Origin of the sequence: Streptomyces sp. NPDC047043, assembly GCF_040644055.1 — a bacterium.
Classification (GTDB): Bacteria; Actinomycetota; Actinomycetes; order Streptomycetales; family Streptomycetaceae; genus Streptomyces.
This window is the reverse complement of the sequence record NZ_JBEYVO010000006.1, coordinates 74,265-89,803: the sequence shown is the minus strand read 5'-3', so window position 1 is coordinate 89,803 and position 15,539 is coordinate 74,265. Positions and strand designations below refer to the sequence as shown.

Annotated in this window: 13 protein-coding genes; 9 read left to right on the top strand and 4 right to left on the bottom strand. The window is 69.7% G+C overall.

All coding sequences use genetic code 11. The annotated features are described in order from the left end of the window. Positions 1 to 91: 91 nt before the first annotated feature. Positions 92 to 1,021: a slipin family protein gene (locus tag ABZ880_RS11160; protein ID WP_361260110.1), complete on the top strand. Its 930-nt coding sequence runs from the start codon at positions 92 to 94 to the stop codon at positions 1,019 to 1,021. On the opposite strand, the gene ABZ880_RS11155 is transcribed toward ABZ880_RS11160, so the two are convergent. Continuing rightward, positions 924 to 2,156, bottom strand: coding sequence for an MFS transporter (locus ABZ880_RS11155; protein WP_361260108.1), 1,233 nt, complete (start codon positions 2,154 to 2,156; stop codon positions 924 to 926). The two genes, ABZ880_RS11160 and ABZ880_RS11155, sit on opposite strands and share 98 nt — an antisense overlap. A gap of 72 nt (positions 2,157 to 2,228) precedes the next feature. On the opposite strand from ABZ880_RS11155, the gene ABZ880_RS11150 reads away from it, so the two are divergent. The 3 genes from ABZ880_RS11150 to ABZ880_RS11140 all read left to right on the top strand — a co-directional run bounded on the left by ABZ880_RS11150 (position 2,229) and on the right by ABZ880_RS11140 (position 4,653). Then, positions 2,229 to 3,212 carry a winged helix-turn-helix domain-containing protein gene (locus ABZ880_RS11150; protein ID WP_361260106.1) on the top strand — a complete coding sequence of 328 codons (984 nt, stop codon included), beginning with the start codon at positions 2,229 to 2,231 and terminating at the stop codon, positions 3,210 to 3,212. Positions 3,213 to 3,222: 10 nt separating this feature from the next. Then, positions 3,223 to 3,729, top strand: coding sequence for a glutathione peroxidase (locus ABZ880_RS11145; RefSeq protein WP_361260104.1), 507 nt, complete (start codon positions 3,223 to 3,225; stop codon positions 3,727 to 3,729). Between the two features lie 75 nt (positions 3,730 to 3,804). Next, positions 3,805 to 4,653: a MerR family transcriptional regulator gene (locus ABZ880_RS11140; protein ID WP_361260102.1), complete on the top strand. Its 849-nt coding sequence runs from the start codon at positions 3,805 to 3,807 to the stop codon at positions 4,651 to 4,653. 16 nt (positions 4,654 to 4,669) lie between these two features. Here ABZ880_RS11140 and ABZ880_RS11135 read toward each other — a convergent pair whose 3' ends face one another. Beyond that, entirely contained in the window at positions 4,670 to 6,529 is a 1,860-nt protein-coding gene (locus ABZ880_RS11135; RefSeq protein ID WP_361260100.1) for an MFS transporter, read from the bottom strand. Between the two features lie 214 nt (positions 6,530 to 6,743). Then, complete coding sequence (locus ABZ880_RS11130) at positions 6,744 to 9,326, bottom strand: D-alanyl-D-alanine carboxypeptidase (protein WP_361260098.1); 2,583 nt, start codon at positions 9,324 to 9,326, stop codon at positions 6,744 to 6,746. Between the two features lie 220 nt (positions 9,327 to 9,546). Between ABZ880_RS11130 and ABZ880_RS11125 the strand changes: the two genes are divergently transcribed. The 3 genes from ABZ880_RS11125 to ABZ880_RS11115 all read left to right on the top strand — a co-directional run bounded on the left by ABZ880_RS11125 (position 9,547) and on the right by ABZ880_RS11115 (position 11,858). Beyond that, positions 9,547 to 10,305 (top strand): GPP34 family phosphoprotein, encoded by a 759-nt coding sequence (locus ABZ880_RS11125; RefSeq protein ID WP_361260096.1) that lies wholly within the window; start codon positions 9,547 to 9,549, stop codon positions 10,303 to 10,305. Positions 10,306 to 10,594: 289 nt separating this feature from the next. Next, positions 10,595 to 11,452, top strand: coding sequence for a helix-turn-helix transcriptional regulator (locus ABZ880_RS11120; RefSeq protein WP_361260094.1), 858 nt, complete (start codon positions 10,595 to 10,597; stop codon positions 11,450 to 11,452). A gap of 214 nt (positions 11,453 to 11,666) precedes the next feature. Beyond that, positions 11,667 to 11,858: a DUF397 domain-containing protein gene (locus tag ABZ880_RS11115; RefSeq protein ID WP_361260092.1), complete on the top strand. Its 192-nt coding sequence runs from the start codon at positions 11,667 to 11,669 to the stop codon at positions 11,856 to 11,858. 96 nt (positions 11,859 to 11,954) lie between these two features. Here the strand turns inward: ABZ880_RS11115 and ABZ880_RS11110 are convergent, their stop codons facing one another. After that, a complete protein-coding gene (locus tag ABZ880_RS11110) occupies positions 11,955 to 12,794 on the bottom strand; it encodes a hypothetical protein (protein ID WP_361260090.1) in 840 nt (279 codons plus the stop codon). An 80-nt stretch (positions 12,795 to 12,874) separates the two neighbouring features. On the opposite strand from ABZ880_RS11110, the gene ABZ880_RS11105 reads away from it, so the two are divergent. Continuing rightward, a complete protein-coding gene (locus ABZ880_RS11105) occupies positions 12,875 to 13,660 on the top strand; it encodes an SDR family oxidoreductase (RefSeq protein ID WP_361260088.1) in 786 nt (261 codons plus the stop codon). 126 nt (positions 13,661 to 13,786) lie between these two features. Next, positions 13,787 to 15,364 (top strand): sodium:solute symporter family protein, encoded by a 1,578-nt coding sequence (locus ABZ880_RS11100; RefSeq protein WP_361260530.1) that lies wholly within the window; start codon positions 13,787 to 13,789, stop codon positions 15,362 to 15,364. The last annotated feature ends 175 nt before the right edge of the window (positions 15,365 to 15,539 follow it).

The window sequence follows — 15,539 nt, the reverse complement described above, 5'->3', positions numbered from 1 at the left end:
CTTGACGATCTCCTGACGCTTGCGACCGCATCCAACCGCCCGGGTCCGGTGTCCTCTTCCTTGTCACAATCCTTACGGGGAATGGAGTGCCATGGAAGGCACTGTCGTCGCGGTCGTGTTCCTGGCCCTGCTGGGCCTGCTCGTGCTGCGCAGTGGGATGCGGGTCGTCAACCAGATCGAGCGCGGGGTCGTGTTCCGGATGGGCAAGGCGCTGCCGACGTACCGGCAGCCGGGCGTGACGTTCCTGATCCCGTTCGTCGACCGCATGCGCAAGGTGAACACGCAGGTCGTGACCATGCCGGTGCCCACCCAGGAGGGCATCACCAAGGACAACGTCTCGGTCAAGGTCGACGCCGTCGTCTACTTCCGGGTGACCGACCCGCTGCGGGCCGCCATCGAGGTGCAGGACTACGTCTTCGCCGTCGGCCAGGTCGCCCAGTCCTCCCTGCGGTCCATCATCGGCAAGAGCGACCTGGACGACCTGCTCACCGACCGCGAGCGGCTGCACGAGGGGCTGGCGCTGATGATCGACAGCCCGGCCGCGCAGTGGGGCGTCCACATCGACCGCGTCGAGATCAAGGACGTACAGCTGCCGGAGTCGCTGAAGCGGTCCATGTCCCGGCAGGCCGAGGCCGAGCGGGAGCGGCGGGCCCGGGTCATCACCGCGGACGGCGAGTTCCAGGCCGCGCAGCAGCTCGCCAACGCCTCGAAGATCATGTCGGACACCCCGGAGGCCATGCAGCTGCGGCTCCTCCAGACGGTCGTGGAGGTCGCGGCCGAGAAGAACTCGACGCTCGTGATGCCGTTCCCGGTGGAGCTGCTGCGGTACTTCGACAAGGCGACGCAGAAGATGGCGAGCGGGGAGGCCCCGGTTCCGGCGGCCCCGCCGGCGGTTCCGGCGCCTGCCGTCGAGCCGGCTGCTGCTACGCCTGCCCTTGCGCCGGTTGTTCCGCCGGCGCCGGCGGTTCCGGCTCCGACCCCGGTGCCCGACCCGCGGACCACGGCCGTCGAGCAGCCGTAGCCAGCGCGAGCGTCACGACGGCCGACGCGGCCGCCATGACCGTCATCGCCGTGGCGGGTGAGGTGAGTTGGGCCACCGAACCCGCCACGGTCGCGCTCACGCCCTGCATCGTGAGCATCCCGGCGGAGAGCAACCCGAGGGCCTGGCCCGCGAGTTCGTCGGGCGTGTGGGACATCAGGCGTTCCTGCAGCACCAGGCTCGCGGCGAACCCCACGGAGGCCACGGCCGAGGCGACGGCCGCAAGCACCACTCCGGGCCGCAGGAAGAAGAACAGATACGGCGCCGCCAGCAGCAGCCGCAGCGGGATGTCCAGACGGGGGCGCAGCGCGGGCGGTACGAGACGCCCCACGGTGAGGTCACCGGCGAGCATGCCCACCGCCCCGAACGCGAACAGCGCACCGGCGTGCCGCGGGTCGTAGGAGACGAACAGGGAGTCGCAGCCGACGACGAGGCCGTTGGGGACCCACAGGCCCAGATAGGTCAGGCGGCGCGGGCGCGAGGACCACAGCAGGGCGTTCGTGCGCCAGGTCGCGGCGACGGACGGGCGGCCCGAGGAGCGCGGCGGCCGGGCCGTGAGGCCCAGTCGGGTGACCAGGGCCGACATCAGGTACAGCGCCGCCGCCGACAGCAGACAGGTGCGCGGGGACAGGACGGTCAGCAGGACGCCGCCGATCGCGAAGCCGCCGATCTGGATGAACCCCCAGAGCATGTTGAACACCGAACGCCCCAGTACATAGCCCTCCTTGGAGAGGATCTCGTTCATCAGACCGCCGCGCACCCCGCCGCCCAGCGAGGCGATCAGCCCCTGCAGGAGTACGACGCCGAAGACCGCCCCGACCGGCAGTCCGGGCAGCGCCGTCACCGCCGTGGCCGCCGCGAAGGCGAGCTCCATCCCGGACAGCGTCGAGCGCGGGGGCAGCCGGTCGGAGCCCGAGAGCAGGAAGGTCGCGCCCAGCACCTGTGCGAGCTGCGGACCGAACATGCTCAGCGCCGTCAGCAGCGGCGAGTCGGTGGCCCGGTGGACCAGCGTGGCGAGCGCGAGGCCGTTGATCGTCTGGGCCGCGCCGTGGGCGGCGAAGGAGAGGAGGAACGGGGTGTACTCCGGGGTGCGGAAGAGCTGTCGGTAGCTGCGCATGGACGGGAGTCTCGGAGCGGCCGGGAGAACGCCGTTATTGTTTCGCGCGGCGGCGAAACATCGGGGGTGTTGATGGGCTGGTGGCAGCTGAACGCCGACACCCTCGTCCGCAGCCGGTTCATGATCTGCCCGTTCACCGAGACCTTCGCGAGCCTGCGACTGCTGCACAAGGGCACCGCCGCCCATCCGGGCGAGGAGGCCTGGCTGCGCGCCCACCTGCCCGGATACCGCGCGCTCCTCGCCGCGGACCCGGTGACCGGGCTGCTGGTGCGTTCCGCGGTCGGCACGTCCTGGATCGCCGACTTCCTCGCGCCCCTGCCGCGCGACGGGGCACCCCTCGAGGAGACGCTGGCCCGGATCCGGGCGACGGACCCCGCCGAGGCCCGCGCCGACGTCGGCGTCTCGCTCCGCGGCCCGCTACCGGCCGCCCTGGAGCGGGACGACCTCCCTCAGCGGGCGGCCGAACTGCTCGCCCATGTCTGGAGCCGGACCGTACGGCCGTACTGGGACCGTCGGCGGCGCATCCTGGAGGCGGACGTGGTCGCCCGGACCGCACAGGTCAGCCGGGGCGGCTGGGCGGCCGTACTGGACTCCCTGACGCCGGGGCAGACGCGCTGGCTCGGCAACGACCGGCTCCAGGTGAACCGGCTCGAGCGCCCGCCCCGCGAGATCTCCGGCGCCGAACTCGTCTTCGTCCCGGTCACCCCGGGCCGCGGCTGGGTGACATGGGAGGAACCGACGCGGTACGCCATCGTCTACGGCTGCACGGGCGCCCTCGCCGACCCGGGTGCCCGGAGCGTGCCCGCGAGCCTCGGCGCACTGCTCGGCACCGCGCGGGCCGCGGTGCTCGTCCTGCTCGACTCCCCCATGAGCACGAGCCAGTTGGTCGCCGTGACCGGCCAGGCGCTCGGCTCGGTCGGCCGGCATCTGCGCGTACTGCTGGACGCGGGGCTGGTGGAACGGCGGCGGGCGGGGCGGTCGGTGCTGTACGAGCGGACGGCGGCGGGCGACGTACTCGTCGAGGCCCAGCAACGGCCCGACACATACCGGAGTTAGCATCCGTTTCATGACGACCACTGACAGCAACTCCCCCCTCGCCGTCGACATCGACTCCCTCCAGGGCGGCTCCGCCGACCTCTCGCAGTACGCGGGCAAGGCCGTGCTCATCGTGAACGTGGCCTCCAAGTGCGGGCTGACCCCGCAGTACACGGGTCTGGAGAACCTCCAGAAGCAGTACGCGGACAAGGGCTTCACCGTGCTCGGCGTGCCCTGCAACCAGTTCCTCGGGCAGGAGCCCGGCAGCGCCGAGGAGATCGCCGAGTTCTGCTCGGCGACGTACGGCGTGACCTTCCCGCTGACCGAGAAGGTCGAGGTGAACGGCGAGGGCCGGCACACCCTCTACGACCGTCTGGTCGGGTTCACCGACGCCGAGGGGCACACCGGGGACATCCGCTGGAACTTCGAGAAGTTCCTCATCGGCCGCGACGGCACGGTCGTCGCGCGCTTCTCGCCGCAGACCGAGCCGGACTCGGCCGAGCTGGTCGCCGCGCTCGAGGCCCAGCTGGCCGTTTGACCTTGCCCCTGGGGCAGGGCTGAGCCTCCTCGTCACCGGGCGGAAAGAACCCGCCCGGTGACGGAGGATGCTCGCGTGGACGACGAACTGCTCACCATCGGCGCGTTCGCCGCACGGGCCCGGCTCTCGCCGAAGGCACTGCGGCTGTACGACCGCCTGGGCCTGCTCGCACCGGCACACGTCGACGAGGCCAGCGGCTACCGCTACTACCGCGCGGAACAGGTGGAACGGGCCCGGCTGGTCGCTCTGCTACGGCAGCTCGACATGCCGCTCGCCCGGATCGCCGAGCTGGTCGAGACGGACGGGGAGGCGGCCGCCGACCTGCTCGCCGCCTACTGGTCGGACGTCGAGACCCGCATCGCGGGACAGCGGACGCTCGCCGAGTACCTCCGTGGACGACTGTCGGGGAGGAGCTCCGAGATGTACGGAAAGTTCGTGGTCGAGACGGTGGACGTGCCCGAACAGGTGGTGATCACCCAGTCCCGGCACACGCTGCAGGACGAGCTGCCTGCCTGGATCGGGGCGTCGCTGGACCGCCTGGAGGAGGCGGCGGGCGTCTGCGGAGGCGCAGTGGGAGCACCCTTCATCGTCTACTACTCCGAGGTGTCCATGGAGAGCGACGGGCCCGCCGAGTCCTGCGTGCCGATCGCCGACAAGGCGGCTGCGCGGGCCTGGGCCGAGCAGCACGGGAGGGCCTGGGAGACCACCGTGCGGGTCGAGCCGGCCCAGCGGCTGGCGTACACCCGGATCGCCAAGGCCCAGGTGGCCGCCCCGCAGATCGGAGCCGCCTTCGAGGCGGTGGAGCAGTGGATCGCGGCCCAGGGGCTCCAACAGGCGGGACCGTGCCGGGAGATCTACTTCGCCGACTGGAACGCGGCGGGCCCGGAGGACCCGGTGTGCGACGTGGCGTTCCCGGTGAGGTGAGACGCGAAGTGAGGACTCACTTCAACTCGTCCGGGCACGGAGTGCCGCGCGGCAGCGTGTAGGGCGCCGCCAGGCGGTAGGTCCCGGCCTTCGGAGCGATCAGCATGGTCCACTGGTCGCCGTTCGCGTCCTTCTCCGTCTCCATCAGACAGCCGTTGGGGTTGTCGTACGTCTTCGGGGTGTCCTCGGCCCGGTGCTTGGACTCCTCGGTCTCCTGGGGCGACTTGAGCTTCTTGCCCTCGGCGTCGACGATGCTCAGCCACGGCGAGTACGGGATGCGGATGAGGACGCGGCCGGCCTTCTTGACCCGCATCGTCATCTCGCCCTGCTCGGCCCGCTCGACCACGGCGTTCGGCTCGGCGAGCGGCGCCGGGTCGGTGACCTTGAACAGCTGCCAGCTGGCGTCGCCCCAGATCTGCTTCAGATACGGCATCCCCCGCTGGACGAGCTGCCGCTCGCGCTCGCCGCCGTCGCCGTCCGGCTCGTCCTTCGGCAGGACGACGTAGTGGACCGCCCAGCGCTGCAGCCACTCGTGGTAGTTCGCCGAGTTGAGCGTGTCGTCGTAGAAGAGGGGGTTGCGCTCCATGTCGGCCTGGCGGTTCCAGCCGCGGGCGAGGTTCACGTACGGCGCGAGGGCGGAGGCCTCGATGTGGGAGCGGGCCGGCACGACCTCGACGCGCCCCTTCTCGGCGCCCACGTCCTGGAGTTCGCTGACCAGCGGCGCCAGCTCGCGCGCCCAGGCCGCCGCGGGCGTGGTGTGCAGGATGTCGTCGACCGACTTGAAGCCGATCCAGCCGGCGAAGCCGAGGAAGGCCAGCACCGTCACGTACCACTTGCGGGAGCGGGGGACCGTGAACGGGAGCGCCGCGATCAGCGCCACACCGGCGAACAGCATCGCCAGCCGCGAGATGTTGGAACCGATCTGCGAGCTGACCAGCCAGACACCGACGACCGCGATGCCGTACACCGCGGCCGTCAGACGGACCGTCGTCCAGTCCTTCGGGACGAGGGCGAAGACGAGAACGGCGTACAGGAACGGGAGGATGACGGAGCCGATCGTCATCGGCTGGGTGCCCGAGAAGGGGAACAGCCAGGCCGAGACCGCCACCACCGCGGCGGGTGCGAGGCCCAGGGCCCAGGCGCCGGGACGGCGTCTCTGCAGGAACATCCCGACGGCCACCAGACCGACGAACAGACCCGCCACCGGCGACGACATGGTCGCGAGCGCCGCGAGCGGCGCCGCGCACAGCGCCTTCGCCCAGCGCTTGTACCGCCACCGGTGGGGCCAGCAGAAGACGACGGCGACCGCGGCCAGCGCGAACATCGTGCCGAGACCGAAGGTCACCCGCCCCGAGGCCGCGTTGCACAGGAACGCGAACAGGCCCGCCAGCGACGCCCACAGGGGGTTCTTCACCGACCGGCTGCGGATGAGGATCATCGTCAGCAGACCGGCCGAGACCGTCCCCGCGATCATCATCGTCGTACGGACCCCGAGCACCGACATGAGATACGGCGACACCACGCTGTACGACACCGGGTGCATACCGCCGTACCAGGCCAGGTTGTACGCCGAGTCCGGGTGCCGGCCGACGAACTCGGCCCACGCGTCCTGCGCCGCGAGGTCGCCGCCGCTGTTCGCGAACGTGAAGAACCACACGACGTGGAGCGCCCCGGACAGGGCGGTCATGGAGAGCACCGGGTGACGCAGGAGACGCTCACGCAGAGCGAGCACGACGCGCGTAGCCGCACGCTCCGGATGCGGAACCGTACGACCGCTGTCGCGGCTCTCCTCCCGCGGTGCGGGCACGCGTATTCGCGGGCCGGCTCCCCTGCCCGGATCGGCGTCGTCGGCGCGTGTCGGCTCCGCAGTGGCCACCTGAAGGCACTCCCCGTGCTGTCCCGTCTTTTGTTCTAGGACGCGTCCCGTTGGCCGCCCGTTGCCGCCACGTCCTCGGGGATTTCCCGCCCGCGTCCCGTGCGCGACGGCCTGCCCCGTTTCGTGACGCTAGCACGCACCCCGCCGGTGAGCGCCCTGGTGGGCACGCCGACGGGGTGCGGTGGTGTCGTACTCGTCCGGTACTCGTCCGGTATCAGCCGAGGCGCTTCAGCTTGGCCGTGAAGCCCGGTTCGGTCAGGTCCTTCTGCAGCGCCACGGGGACCTTGACCGCGCCGCTCGTACCGTCGCCCACGGTGAGCGTGCCCACCGTGGTGCCGGCCTTCGCCGTGTGCGGCACCTCGTCGCCGGCGAAGGACAGCTTCACCTTCAGGCCGGCCCAGCCGACCGCCGCGACGTCCTTGGTGAGCACGATCGGGGTGTGGCCGCCGAGCTGGTCGTCCACGTACCCGACGACGTCGCCCTTCTTCAGGATCTTCGTCGACTTCAGCGCGTCCTGGGCGGCGAGCATCGCCGTCTTGCTGACCGCGTTGACGGTGTCGATGATCGGCGCCGTGTGCTGGCCGAGGATCGCGCCGACCACGGTGACCGTCTCACCGCCGACCTCCTTGGTGGCGGCGAACAGGAGGTTGCCGCCGGCCTTGGTGGTCGTGCCGGTCTTGATGCCGATGGCGCCGTTGTAGGGGACGAGCGCGTTGTAGTTGCGCCACTTCTGGCCGGAGGGGTCGATCCAGTTCGGCAGCTTGGTGATGTCCATCAGGGCCGGGATCTTCACCAGCTCGTTGCCGAGCTTCACCTGGTCCTCTGCGGAGGAGACGGTGGTCTCCTTCAGGCCGGAGGCGTCGGTGTAGGTCGTGTTCTTCATCCCCAGTTCCTTGGCGGTGTCGTTCATCTTCTTGATGAACGCCGCCTCGGAGCCCGCGTCCCAGCGGGCCAGCAGCCGCGCGATGTTGTTCGCGGACGGGATCATGATGGCCGACAGGGCCTGCTTCTCGGTGAGGACGTCGCCCTTCTTGACGGTGTTGAGGGTGGACTCGCCGTCCTTGTCGTAACCGCCCTCCTTCTCCGCGAGCGCGTCGACCGTGATCTTCTCGCCCTCCTCGCCCGACTTCATCGGGTGGTCCTTGAGGACGATGTACGCGGTCATCGCCTTGGCGACGGAGCCGATGGCGACGGGGGTCTGCTTGCCGAAGTCGCCCATCGTGCCGATGCCGTTGACGTCCATCCAGCCCTGGCCCTCGTTCGGCCACGGGAGGGCGGCCTTGGCGCCGTCGAAGGTGTACGAGTCTTCGGCGGTGAGCGCGAGGGTGGGGGTCGGGAGGGGGCGTACGGCCTGCACGATCGCAAAGACGACCGCCAGGAGGAGGACCAGCGGGGTCCAGATCTTGACCCGCCGAACGATCGTGCGGACCGGGGTCTCCGGGGGCGGAGGCGTGTTGGTCAGCTCGGCGAGCAGGTCCAGCGGAGGCTTGGGCGGAAGGGGCTGCTGGGCGGTGCGCTCGGGGCCGAGCTGGGGGCTGGGGGCCGTGACGTCCGGCTTGGAGTCCGGCTTGGAGTCCGGCTTGAGGTCCGGCTTGAGCGCTACGAATTTGCTGGTGCGCTCGGCTGCGGAGGGCTCGGGGGTCTTGGTGCCGCCGAGCTTGAGCATGGTGGTCGGCTGGTCGACCTGGGGCTTGGCCGGGCGCTTGAAGATGGCCGTGGGGTGGTCGACGGCCTCGGCTTCGCCTTCGGCCTTTTCGCTCCCACCCGCACCACCCGTGTCACTTTCGTCGTCGGGTGCGGGTGGCCCCTTCGGGGCTTCCTCGCCGTCGGCGGCTGCGGGTTCGTCGTCGGATTCGGGGGATGCGTCCGCTTCGGGGGTTGCATCCTCTTCAGACGTCGCGTCCGCCTCTGCAGGGGCTGCGTCCGCTTCGGGACCGGCGTCCGCTTCGGGGTCGCCGGCCTCTTCGTCGGCGGGCGCCTCGTCGTCGGCGTCCGGCCCGGAGGCGGCAGACTCGCCGGCTTCCGTGTCCGCGGCCGCGTCCTCGGGGGCCTCGTCCTCATCGGGCTCGGCATCCGTGTCGGACTCGGGCTCAGCGTCGGCCTTCGCCTCGGCCTCGCTGTCGTCGGACTCCGGCTCGGCGTCGGACTCGGGCTCAGCGCCGGCCTTCGCCTCGGCCTCGGACTCGGGCTCAGTGTCGGCCTTCGCCTCGGCCTCGTTGTCGTCGGACTCCGGCTCGGCGCCGGCCTTCGCCTCGGCGTCGCTGTCGGCGTCGGGCTCGGCAGCGGGCTCCGCCGCGTCGGCGGGGTCGCCCTCCGCCTCCCCGGCAACGCTCTCGTCGCCCTCAGCAGCCGTCTCCGCGTCTCCGGAGGCCTCGGCGCCCTCGGAGGCGCCCGTACGGACCCACGCCGCCACAGCCGCCCGGAGCCGCGCGTCACCGGTCTCGTCGCCGTCGGCCGGCTCCGCATCGTCGGCCGTGGTCTCGCCGTCGGGCGACTCGGCACCCTCAGTCACGGCGTCGTCACCTGCAGTCGCCGAAGGGTCCTCCGTCTCGGTCTCCTCGACCTCGGGCTCCTCGGCCTCGGTCTTCAGATCACGTACCGAGAACACCCGCGTCGCCGTGTCCACCCCGCCGCGGGACTCGGACTCCCGGGCCACCGCCAGGCGAGGATCGCTCGCCGCGCGTTCCTGCGCGCCGGATTCGGGAACCGCGCCCTCGCTCCCCGACGTCGGTTCTGCCGACGACTCGCGCTGCTTCGACCTGTCGGGGGACTCGCCCGCCACCGATGCCTCCTCCATGCCGCACGCCCTCCGTGCGCCTACCGAACCGTGAACCGACGCCCGCAACACCGCTCGATCGCGCTGTCCGAACCATGTACCAGTGTCCTGTGTGCGGGCTTAACCCCTGCGGTAGACGAGAACGACATACCTACCGGTTCCCTCACAAACAGGTCACGCACCCTCGACAGACCAATGTGAGAGGGGTCACCCTGTCTTTCATCCACGCGGGGAGGCATGGATGGGCAGGAGCCGCAGAACACTTCCGGAGGAGCTTCTGCTGCTGGCATTGGACCCGGCCACGGGTACCACTGCACAGCCGCAGTCGCTCGACCTCGGTCTGGCCGGAGCACAGCTAGTGGAGCTGGCGCTGGCCGGACGGATAGCCCCAGACGGGGATCGTATCGCCGTGGTAGCCCCACGGCCGACTGGAGATCCAACATTGGACTGCGCGTTGGAGTTGCTGCGAAGGCGTGGCGCTCCCGTGCGGGCAGTGAACTGGATTGGCGGGCCGCGTCTCGGGCTGCGCCAGACCTACCTCTCGCATCTGGAGCGGTGCGGCATGGTGCACGCCGTTGCGGGCCAGATGTGCGGAGTGCTGCCGACGACTCGCTACCAGGCGACGGACACCGAGATCAGCCGGGAGATCAGGGCCCGGCTGGACTCCGCGATCCGCACCGGCGTACCGCCGGACCCGCGGACCGCGGCACTCGCCGCACTGGCACACGCGGTCGGCCTCGGCAAGCACCTGTATCCGGGGAACGAGGGACGGTCGTCCCGGTCCCGGCTGCGGGACCTGATCAGGCACGACCCCATGGGCGGTCTCGTCGCGCACGCCGTGATGGACGTCCAGAACGGTGTGGCCGCCCAGCCGCGCCGCAGCCCGGCCCCGGCCGGCCGACAGGCCGCCGCCGGACCAGCCAGGTCCGCACCGGAACCCGCTCGTGGTGTTCCGATGCAGCCGCGCCGAGGATCCATGGCGCGCGTCGTGGCCCACTGAGCCGCAGTCCCACGACGTCCCGAGACCCGGTACGGGAGCCGCTGGCCCGCGCGGGGTGACGAGACCGCACGTCGTCCGTCCATACGGATGCCGTAACGGTTCCGCCGCCCCGCGCGGGCCGCTTTTCGTGGCCCGTTTTCCCCTGCACACCGCGATCCGGCGCGCATGCAGCGCATATCCACCGTTTCCCAGCGGTAGTAAGCACCTTGGTGGCAGTCTGCTCAACAGCAGATACGCAAAGTGGCAAAGTACAGCCAGTCCAGGCACGCAGCCGGAGGTGCACGTTCCCGTGGCGTCCAATGTCAATCCCACCGTCAGGCGACGCCGGCTGGGCCAGGAGCTGCGTCGGCTCCGTGAGCTCAAGGGCATGACGGCCGAAGAGGTCGCCGAGCGGCTGCTGGTGTCGCAGTCGAAGATCAGCCGGCTGGAGAACGGACGGCGGAGCATCAGTCAGCGCGATGTGCGTGATCTGTGCGGGGTGTACGAGGTCGAGGACCATCGCATCGTCGACTCGCTGATGCAGATGGCCAAGGACAGCCGCCAGCAAGGGTGGTGGCACTCCTTCGGAGACATTCCGTACAGCGTCTACATCGGCCTGGAGACCGATGCGGCGAGTCTGCGGGTCTACGATCCGCAGGTCGTCCCGGGGTTGCTGCAGACCCGGCAGTACGCCGAGGCCCTCATCGCGGGCGCCCTGCCGGAGACTGCCGCCGCCGACGTCGAGAAGCGCGTCCAGGTGCGCCTGCGTCGGCAGGAACGAATCACCGCCCCGGAGAGCCCGCTCCGGCTGTGGACGGTGATGGACGAGGCGGCCCTGAAGCGCGTGGTGGGAAATCGCTCTCTCATGCGCGACCAGCTCGAGCACCTCGTCGAGCAGTCCCAACTGCCGCACGTCACCGTGCAGGTGATCCCCTTCGAGATGGGCGCGCACCCGGGCCTCAACGGCCAGTACGCGATCCTGGAGTTTCCCGACGCGGCCGATTCCAGCGTCGTCTACATCGAGGGCGTCACCAGCGACCTGTACCTGGAGAAGGCCAACGACGTGCAGAAGTACAGCGTGATGTACGAGCACCTGAGGGCGCAGGCCCTCAACCCGGACCAGTCACGGCAGTTCATCGCGGACATCGCGAAGGAGTACGCCCGCTGAAGCGCCGTACAGTACACCTTCCCGGGGGTGGACTGGAAGACTCACCTGGAATATGCCACCCGGTCGAGTGAATGGTCACTTCGTACGCCGAGGTTGGCGAGTAGCGTCGATCACGCCACCACACACCAAAGGTTGGCGCAAACCGCGCTGTGGGTTCGGAGTCGAACGCGTCGTGCGGTGACAGCAACTCAACAACTGGCACTCCGGAGCAAAAATGGCAATTCGTCAGGGCGCCACGGACACGTGGACCAAGTCCTCGTACTCCACGGGCAACGGCGCGTGCGTCGAGATCAAGTCACCGGTTCGCGCGGCGATGGCCGTCCGGGACTCCAAGGTCACCGAGGGCCCCGTACTGGCTTTCCCGGCCGACGCGTGGAACGCCTTTGTCGCCTCGGTCAAGGCGTAGCAGCACAACCTCACAAGAGGTACAACTTCACAAGCAGCACAGGAAGAGCCCTCTCGACCAGCATCGCCGTCCTTGCCGAGAGGGCTCGGCTTGTGCCTACCGCAACCGGTCGACGTACCTGTCCGTCCCCGGCACGGTGGGCACGAACGGCGCCACCAGCTCCACCCTCCCCAGCCCTGCCTCCCGCACCGGCGCGTCCAGGTCCGTGTAGTACGCCTCCCAGCACTCCCGCGGATCCGCCTCCAGGAACCACAGCAGCGTCAGCCTCGTGTCCACGCCCTCGACCTGCTTCACGTACGTCATGCGATCGCCGGGCAGCGGGGTCGGCCGGAAGACGGTCACCATCGCGGCCGGCGAGCCCGCCACCCGCTTCGGCAGATGGCGCGATCGCAGCCACTCCAGCAACTCGGCCCGCTGCTCGGCCGATTCGGCGTCGATCACCTCGACGACGAGACCGGCGTACGGATGGTCGAGGGCATGGAAGTCGCGGGGCCCGGCGGCCCCGTCGCGGTACACCGTCGCCTCGTGGTCCTGGAACGCCGTGAAGACGTGCGTACGGTCCTGGTAGACCCGTGCGTCGCGGTTGAGCCGCTTGTTGATCGCGACGGTCCACTTCATGTGGTCGTCGTAGCGGCCGTCCGTGATCCAGTACGTCGAGATGTAGCAGCCGGCGGTGACCGGCTGGGCGATCGCCGACTTCTCGGGGTAGCGCAGGAGTTGGAGATCGCGGGTGGCCACCCAGCGGCGCCCGGAGTACATCCAGGGCATGGCCATCGCACCGGCGTAGAAGTGGTCGTCCTCGTACCAGCGGTTGTAGGCGTACTCGTGGCCCGGGTGCGGCTCGACCATGGTGATCAGCGCATGGCCGGGGCGGACTCCGTACGGCCCGACGGCGGCCAGCTCGGCGTACACGTCGCTGCGGGTTTCCTCACTCACGTCGCTCCCCTTCCGTCCTCCGTCGGTCGCCCATACTCTGACGCCCCGTCAGATAATTGGCCATACCCCCGGAGGCTCGGATGTCACTGCTCACGGGCAAGACCGTCGTCGTCTCGGGAGTCGGCGCCGGGCTCGGTCATCAGGTCGCGGCGGCGGTCGTGCGCGACGGAGGCAACGCGGTGCTCGGGGCGCGCACCGAGGCGAACCTCGCCAAGAGCGCCGCCGAGATCGATCCGGATGGGGCGCACACCGCGTACCGCCCGACCGACATCACCGACGAGGCGCAGTGCGAGGCGCTCGCGGCGCTGGCACGGGAGCGCTTCGGCCGGATCGACGCGGTCGTCCAAGTCGCCGCCTGGGACAGCTACTTCGGCGGCGTGGAGGACGCGGACTTCACGACCTGGCAGTCGGTCGTCGACGTCAATCTGCTGGGTTCGCTGCGGATGACGCGGGCGTGTCTGCCGGCGCTGAAAGTGTGCGGCGGTTCGGTGGTGTTCATCGGTACGCAGTCGGCGGTCGCCGCCCCGTCCCAGGTGCGGCAGGCGGCGTACGCAGCCTCGAAGGGGGCGCTGACGAGTGCGATGTACTCGCTGGCGCGGGAGCTCGGCCCGCACCGGATCCGGGTCAACACCGTGCTGCCGGGCTGGATGTGGGGGCCGCCGGTGCAGGCGTACGTCCAGTTCACGGCGCAGACGGAGAAGGTGCCGGAAGCCGATGTGCTGAAGCGGCTGACCTCCCGCATGGCGCTGCCCGATCTCGCCACGGACGGGGATGTGGCGGACGCGGCGGTGTTCTTGGCGTCGGATCGGGCACGGGCGATCACCGGACAGTCCTTGCTGGTCAACGCCGGGGAGCTGATGCGATGAGTTCACATAGGTGAACCAGGACCATCAATCCGAATACTTTTACCTCCCTTTGACCTTACGCTCACTTGTCGTGTTCACGTAGCAACGCACACGATGAGCGCCGGGCTGACCCTTTGGGAGGCGTACATGAACGGTCTCGACTGGGCCGTGCTCATCGGCTACTTCGGCGTGATGGTGGCGATCGGCGTCTGGTCCCACAAGCGGGTGGACGACGTCAGCGACTTCTTCACGGCCGGCGGCAAGATGCCCTGGTGGCTGTCCGGCATCTCGCACCACATGTCGGGCTACAGCGCGGTGATGTTCACGGGTTACGCGGGCATCGCCTACACCTACGGCGTGACGTCCTTCGTGACGTGGTCCTTCCCGATCGCGCTGGGCATCGCCATCGGCTCGAAGCTGTTCGCGCCGCGGATCAACCGGCTGCGTTCGCGGCTCCATGTGGCCTCGCCCCTCGAGTACTTGAAGAACCGTTACGACCTGAAGACCCAGCAGGCCCTCGTCTGGTCCGGCATGCTGCTGAAGATCGTGGACGTGGGCGCGAAGTGGGCGGCCATCGCAACGCTGCTGTCGGTGTTCACCGGCCTCTCCCTCAACCAGGGCATCCTCATCACCGGTGCGATCACCGCGGTGTACTGCACGATCGGCGGCCTGTGGGCGGACGCGCTGACCGAACTCGGCCAGTTCGTCATCCAGTTGCTGGCGGGCATCACGATGTTCGTGGCGGTCGTACTGAAGTTGAACGACAAGGGCATCGGCTTCTTCGGCGCCTGGGACGAGCCGGCCCTGCAAGGTCACGGCAAGCCGCTGGTCGGTCCGTACGGCACGGTGTTCCTGCTGGCGTTCCTCTTCATCAAGCTCTTCGAGTACAACGGCGGCATGCTCAACCAGGCCCAGCGCTACATGGCGACGGGCAGCCCGCGGGAGGCCGAGCGCTCGGCCCGTCTCTCCGCGGTGCTGTGGCTGGTCTGGCCCGTGGTCCTGTTCTTCCCGATGTGGATGTCGCCGCTGCTGGTGCACGCCCAGAAGCCGGACGGCTCCGACTCCTACGGCCTGATGACCGAACAGCTCATCCCGCACGGTCTGTTGGGCCTGGTCATCGTCGGCTTCTTCTCGCACACGATGGCCATGTGCTCCTCCGACGCCAACGCGATCGCGGCCGTCTTCACCCGGGACGTGGCGCCGGTGTTCTCGCAGCGGGCACGGGAGTGGGGTCAGCGGTCCGGTCTGATCGCCGCCCGCGTCACCACCGTGATCTTCCTCGGTCTGTCGATGTCGGTGGCGACGCAGGTCAACTCGCCGACGTTCAAGGACATCATCACGGTGGTCATCAAGTGGGTCGCGGGTCTGATGGGCCCGATCGCGATCCCGATGATGCTGGGCCTGCTGCGCCCGTTCCGCCGCTCCGGCCCGACGGCGGCGCTGACCAGCTGGTCGATGGGTCTGCTGGCCTTCTGGCTGGTCAACTACCCGATCAACTGGAACGTCGAAGGCGGTGTCCCCCTGGAGTACCAGGTCTCCGTCCCGCTGGCCGTCTCCCTGGTCCTCTACGTCCTCATCGGCTACCTCAAGCCCGAGGACACCCCGGACCGCCTCGCGATCATCGACCGCGTCAACACGGACGACGACGGCACGGCAGCGGCCGCGATCCCGACTCCGGCGGAGGACGTGGAGGACACGGTGGGCCGAACACCGGTGAAGGACTGACCGGGCCGACAGCCGGGCGGGCCCAGCCCCAGGATCTGTCCGGCGGCTCGGGTCGGCCGCGGGCAACAGCACATGTCGGCCGCCCCGAGCGGGGTCACGGGGGCCCGCTCGAGCGAAGCCGAGAGTGGGGGAGCGTGCGGCTGCACGGCGGAGGAGGGAAGTCCACGCGGAGCGT

What these genes read in the sequence shown, in the direction of transcription:
- ABZ880_RS11160 (WP_361260110.1), top strand. Translation starts at nt 92, where the DNA reads ATGGAAGGCACTGTCGTCGCGGTCGTGTTCCTGGCCCTGCTGGGCCTG.
- ABZ880_RS11155 (WP_361260108.1), bottom strand. Translation starts at nt 2,156, where the DNA reads ATGCGCAGCTACCGACAGCTCTTCCGCACCCCGGAGTACACCCCGTTC.
- ABZ880_RS11150 (WP_361260106.1), top strand. Translation starts at nt 2,229, where the DNA reads ATGGGCTGGTGGCAGCTGAACGCCGACACCCTCGTCCGCAGCCGGTTC.
- ABZ880_RS11145 (WP_361260104.1), top strand. Translation starts at nt 3,223, where the DNA reads ATGACGACCACTGACAGCAACTCCCCCCTCGCCGTCGACATCGACTCC.
- ABZ880_RS11130 (WP_361260098.1), bottom strand. Translation starts at nt 9,326, where the DNA reads ATGGAGGAGGCATCGGTGGCGGGCGAGTCCCCCGACAGGTCGAAGCAG.
- ABZ880_RS11125 (WP_361260096.1), top strand. Translation starts at nt 9,547, where the DNA reads ATGGGCAGGAGCCGCAGAACACTTCCGGAGGAGCTTCTGCTGCTGGCA.
- ABZ880_RS11115 (WP_361260092.1), top strand. Translation starts at nt 11,667, where the DNA reads ATGGCAATTCGTCAGGGCGCCACGGACACGTGGACCAAGTCCTCGTAC.
- ABZ880_RS11105 (WP_361260088.1), top strand. Translation starts at nt 12,875, where the DNA reads ATGTCACTGCTCACGGGCAAGACCGTCGTCGTCTCGGGAGTCGGCGCC.
- ABZ880_RS11100 (WP_361260530.1), top strand. Translation starts at nt 13,787, where the DNA reads ATGAACGGTCTCGACTGGGCCGTGCTCATCGGCTACTTCGGCGTGATG.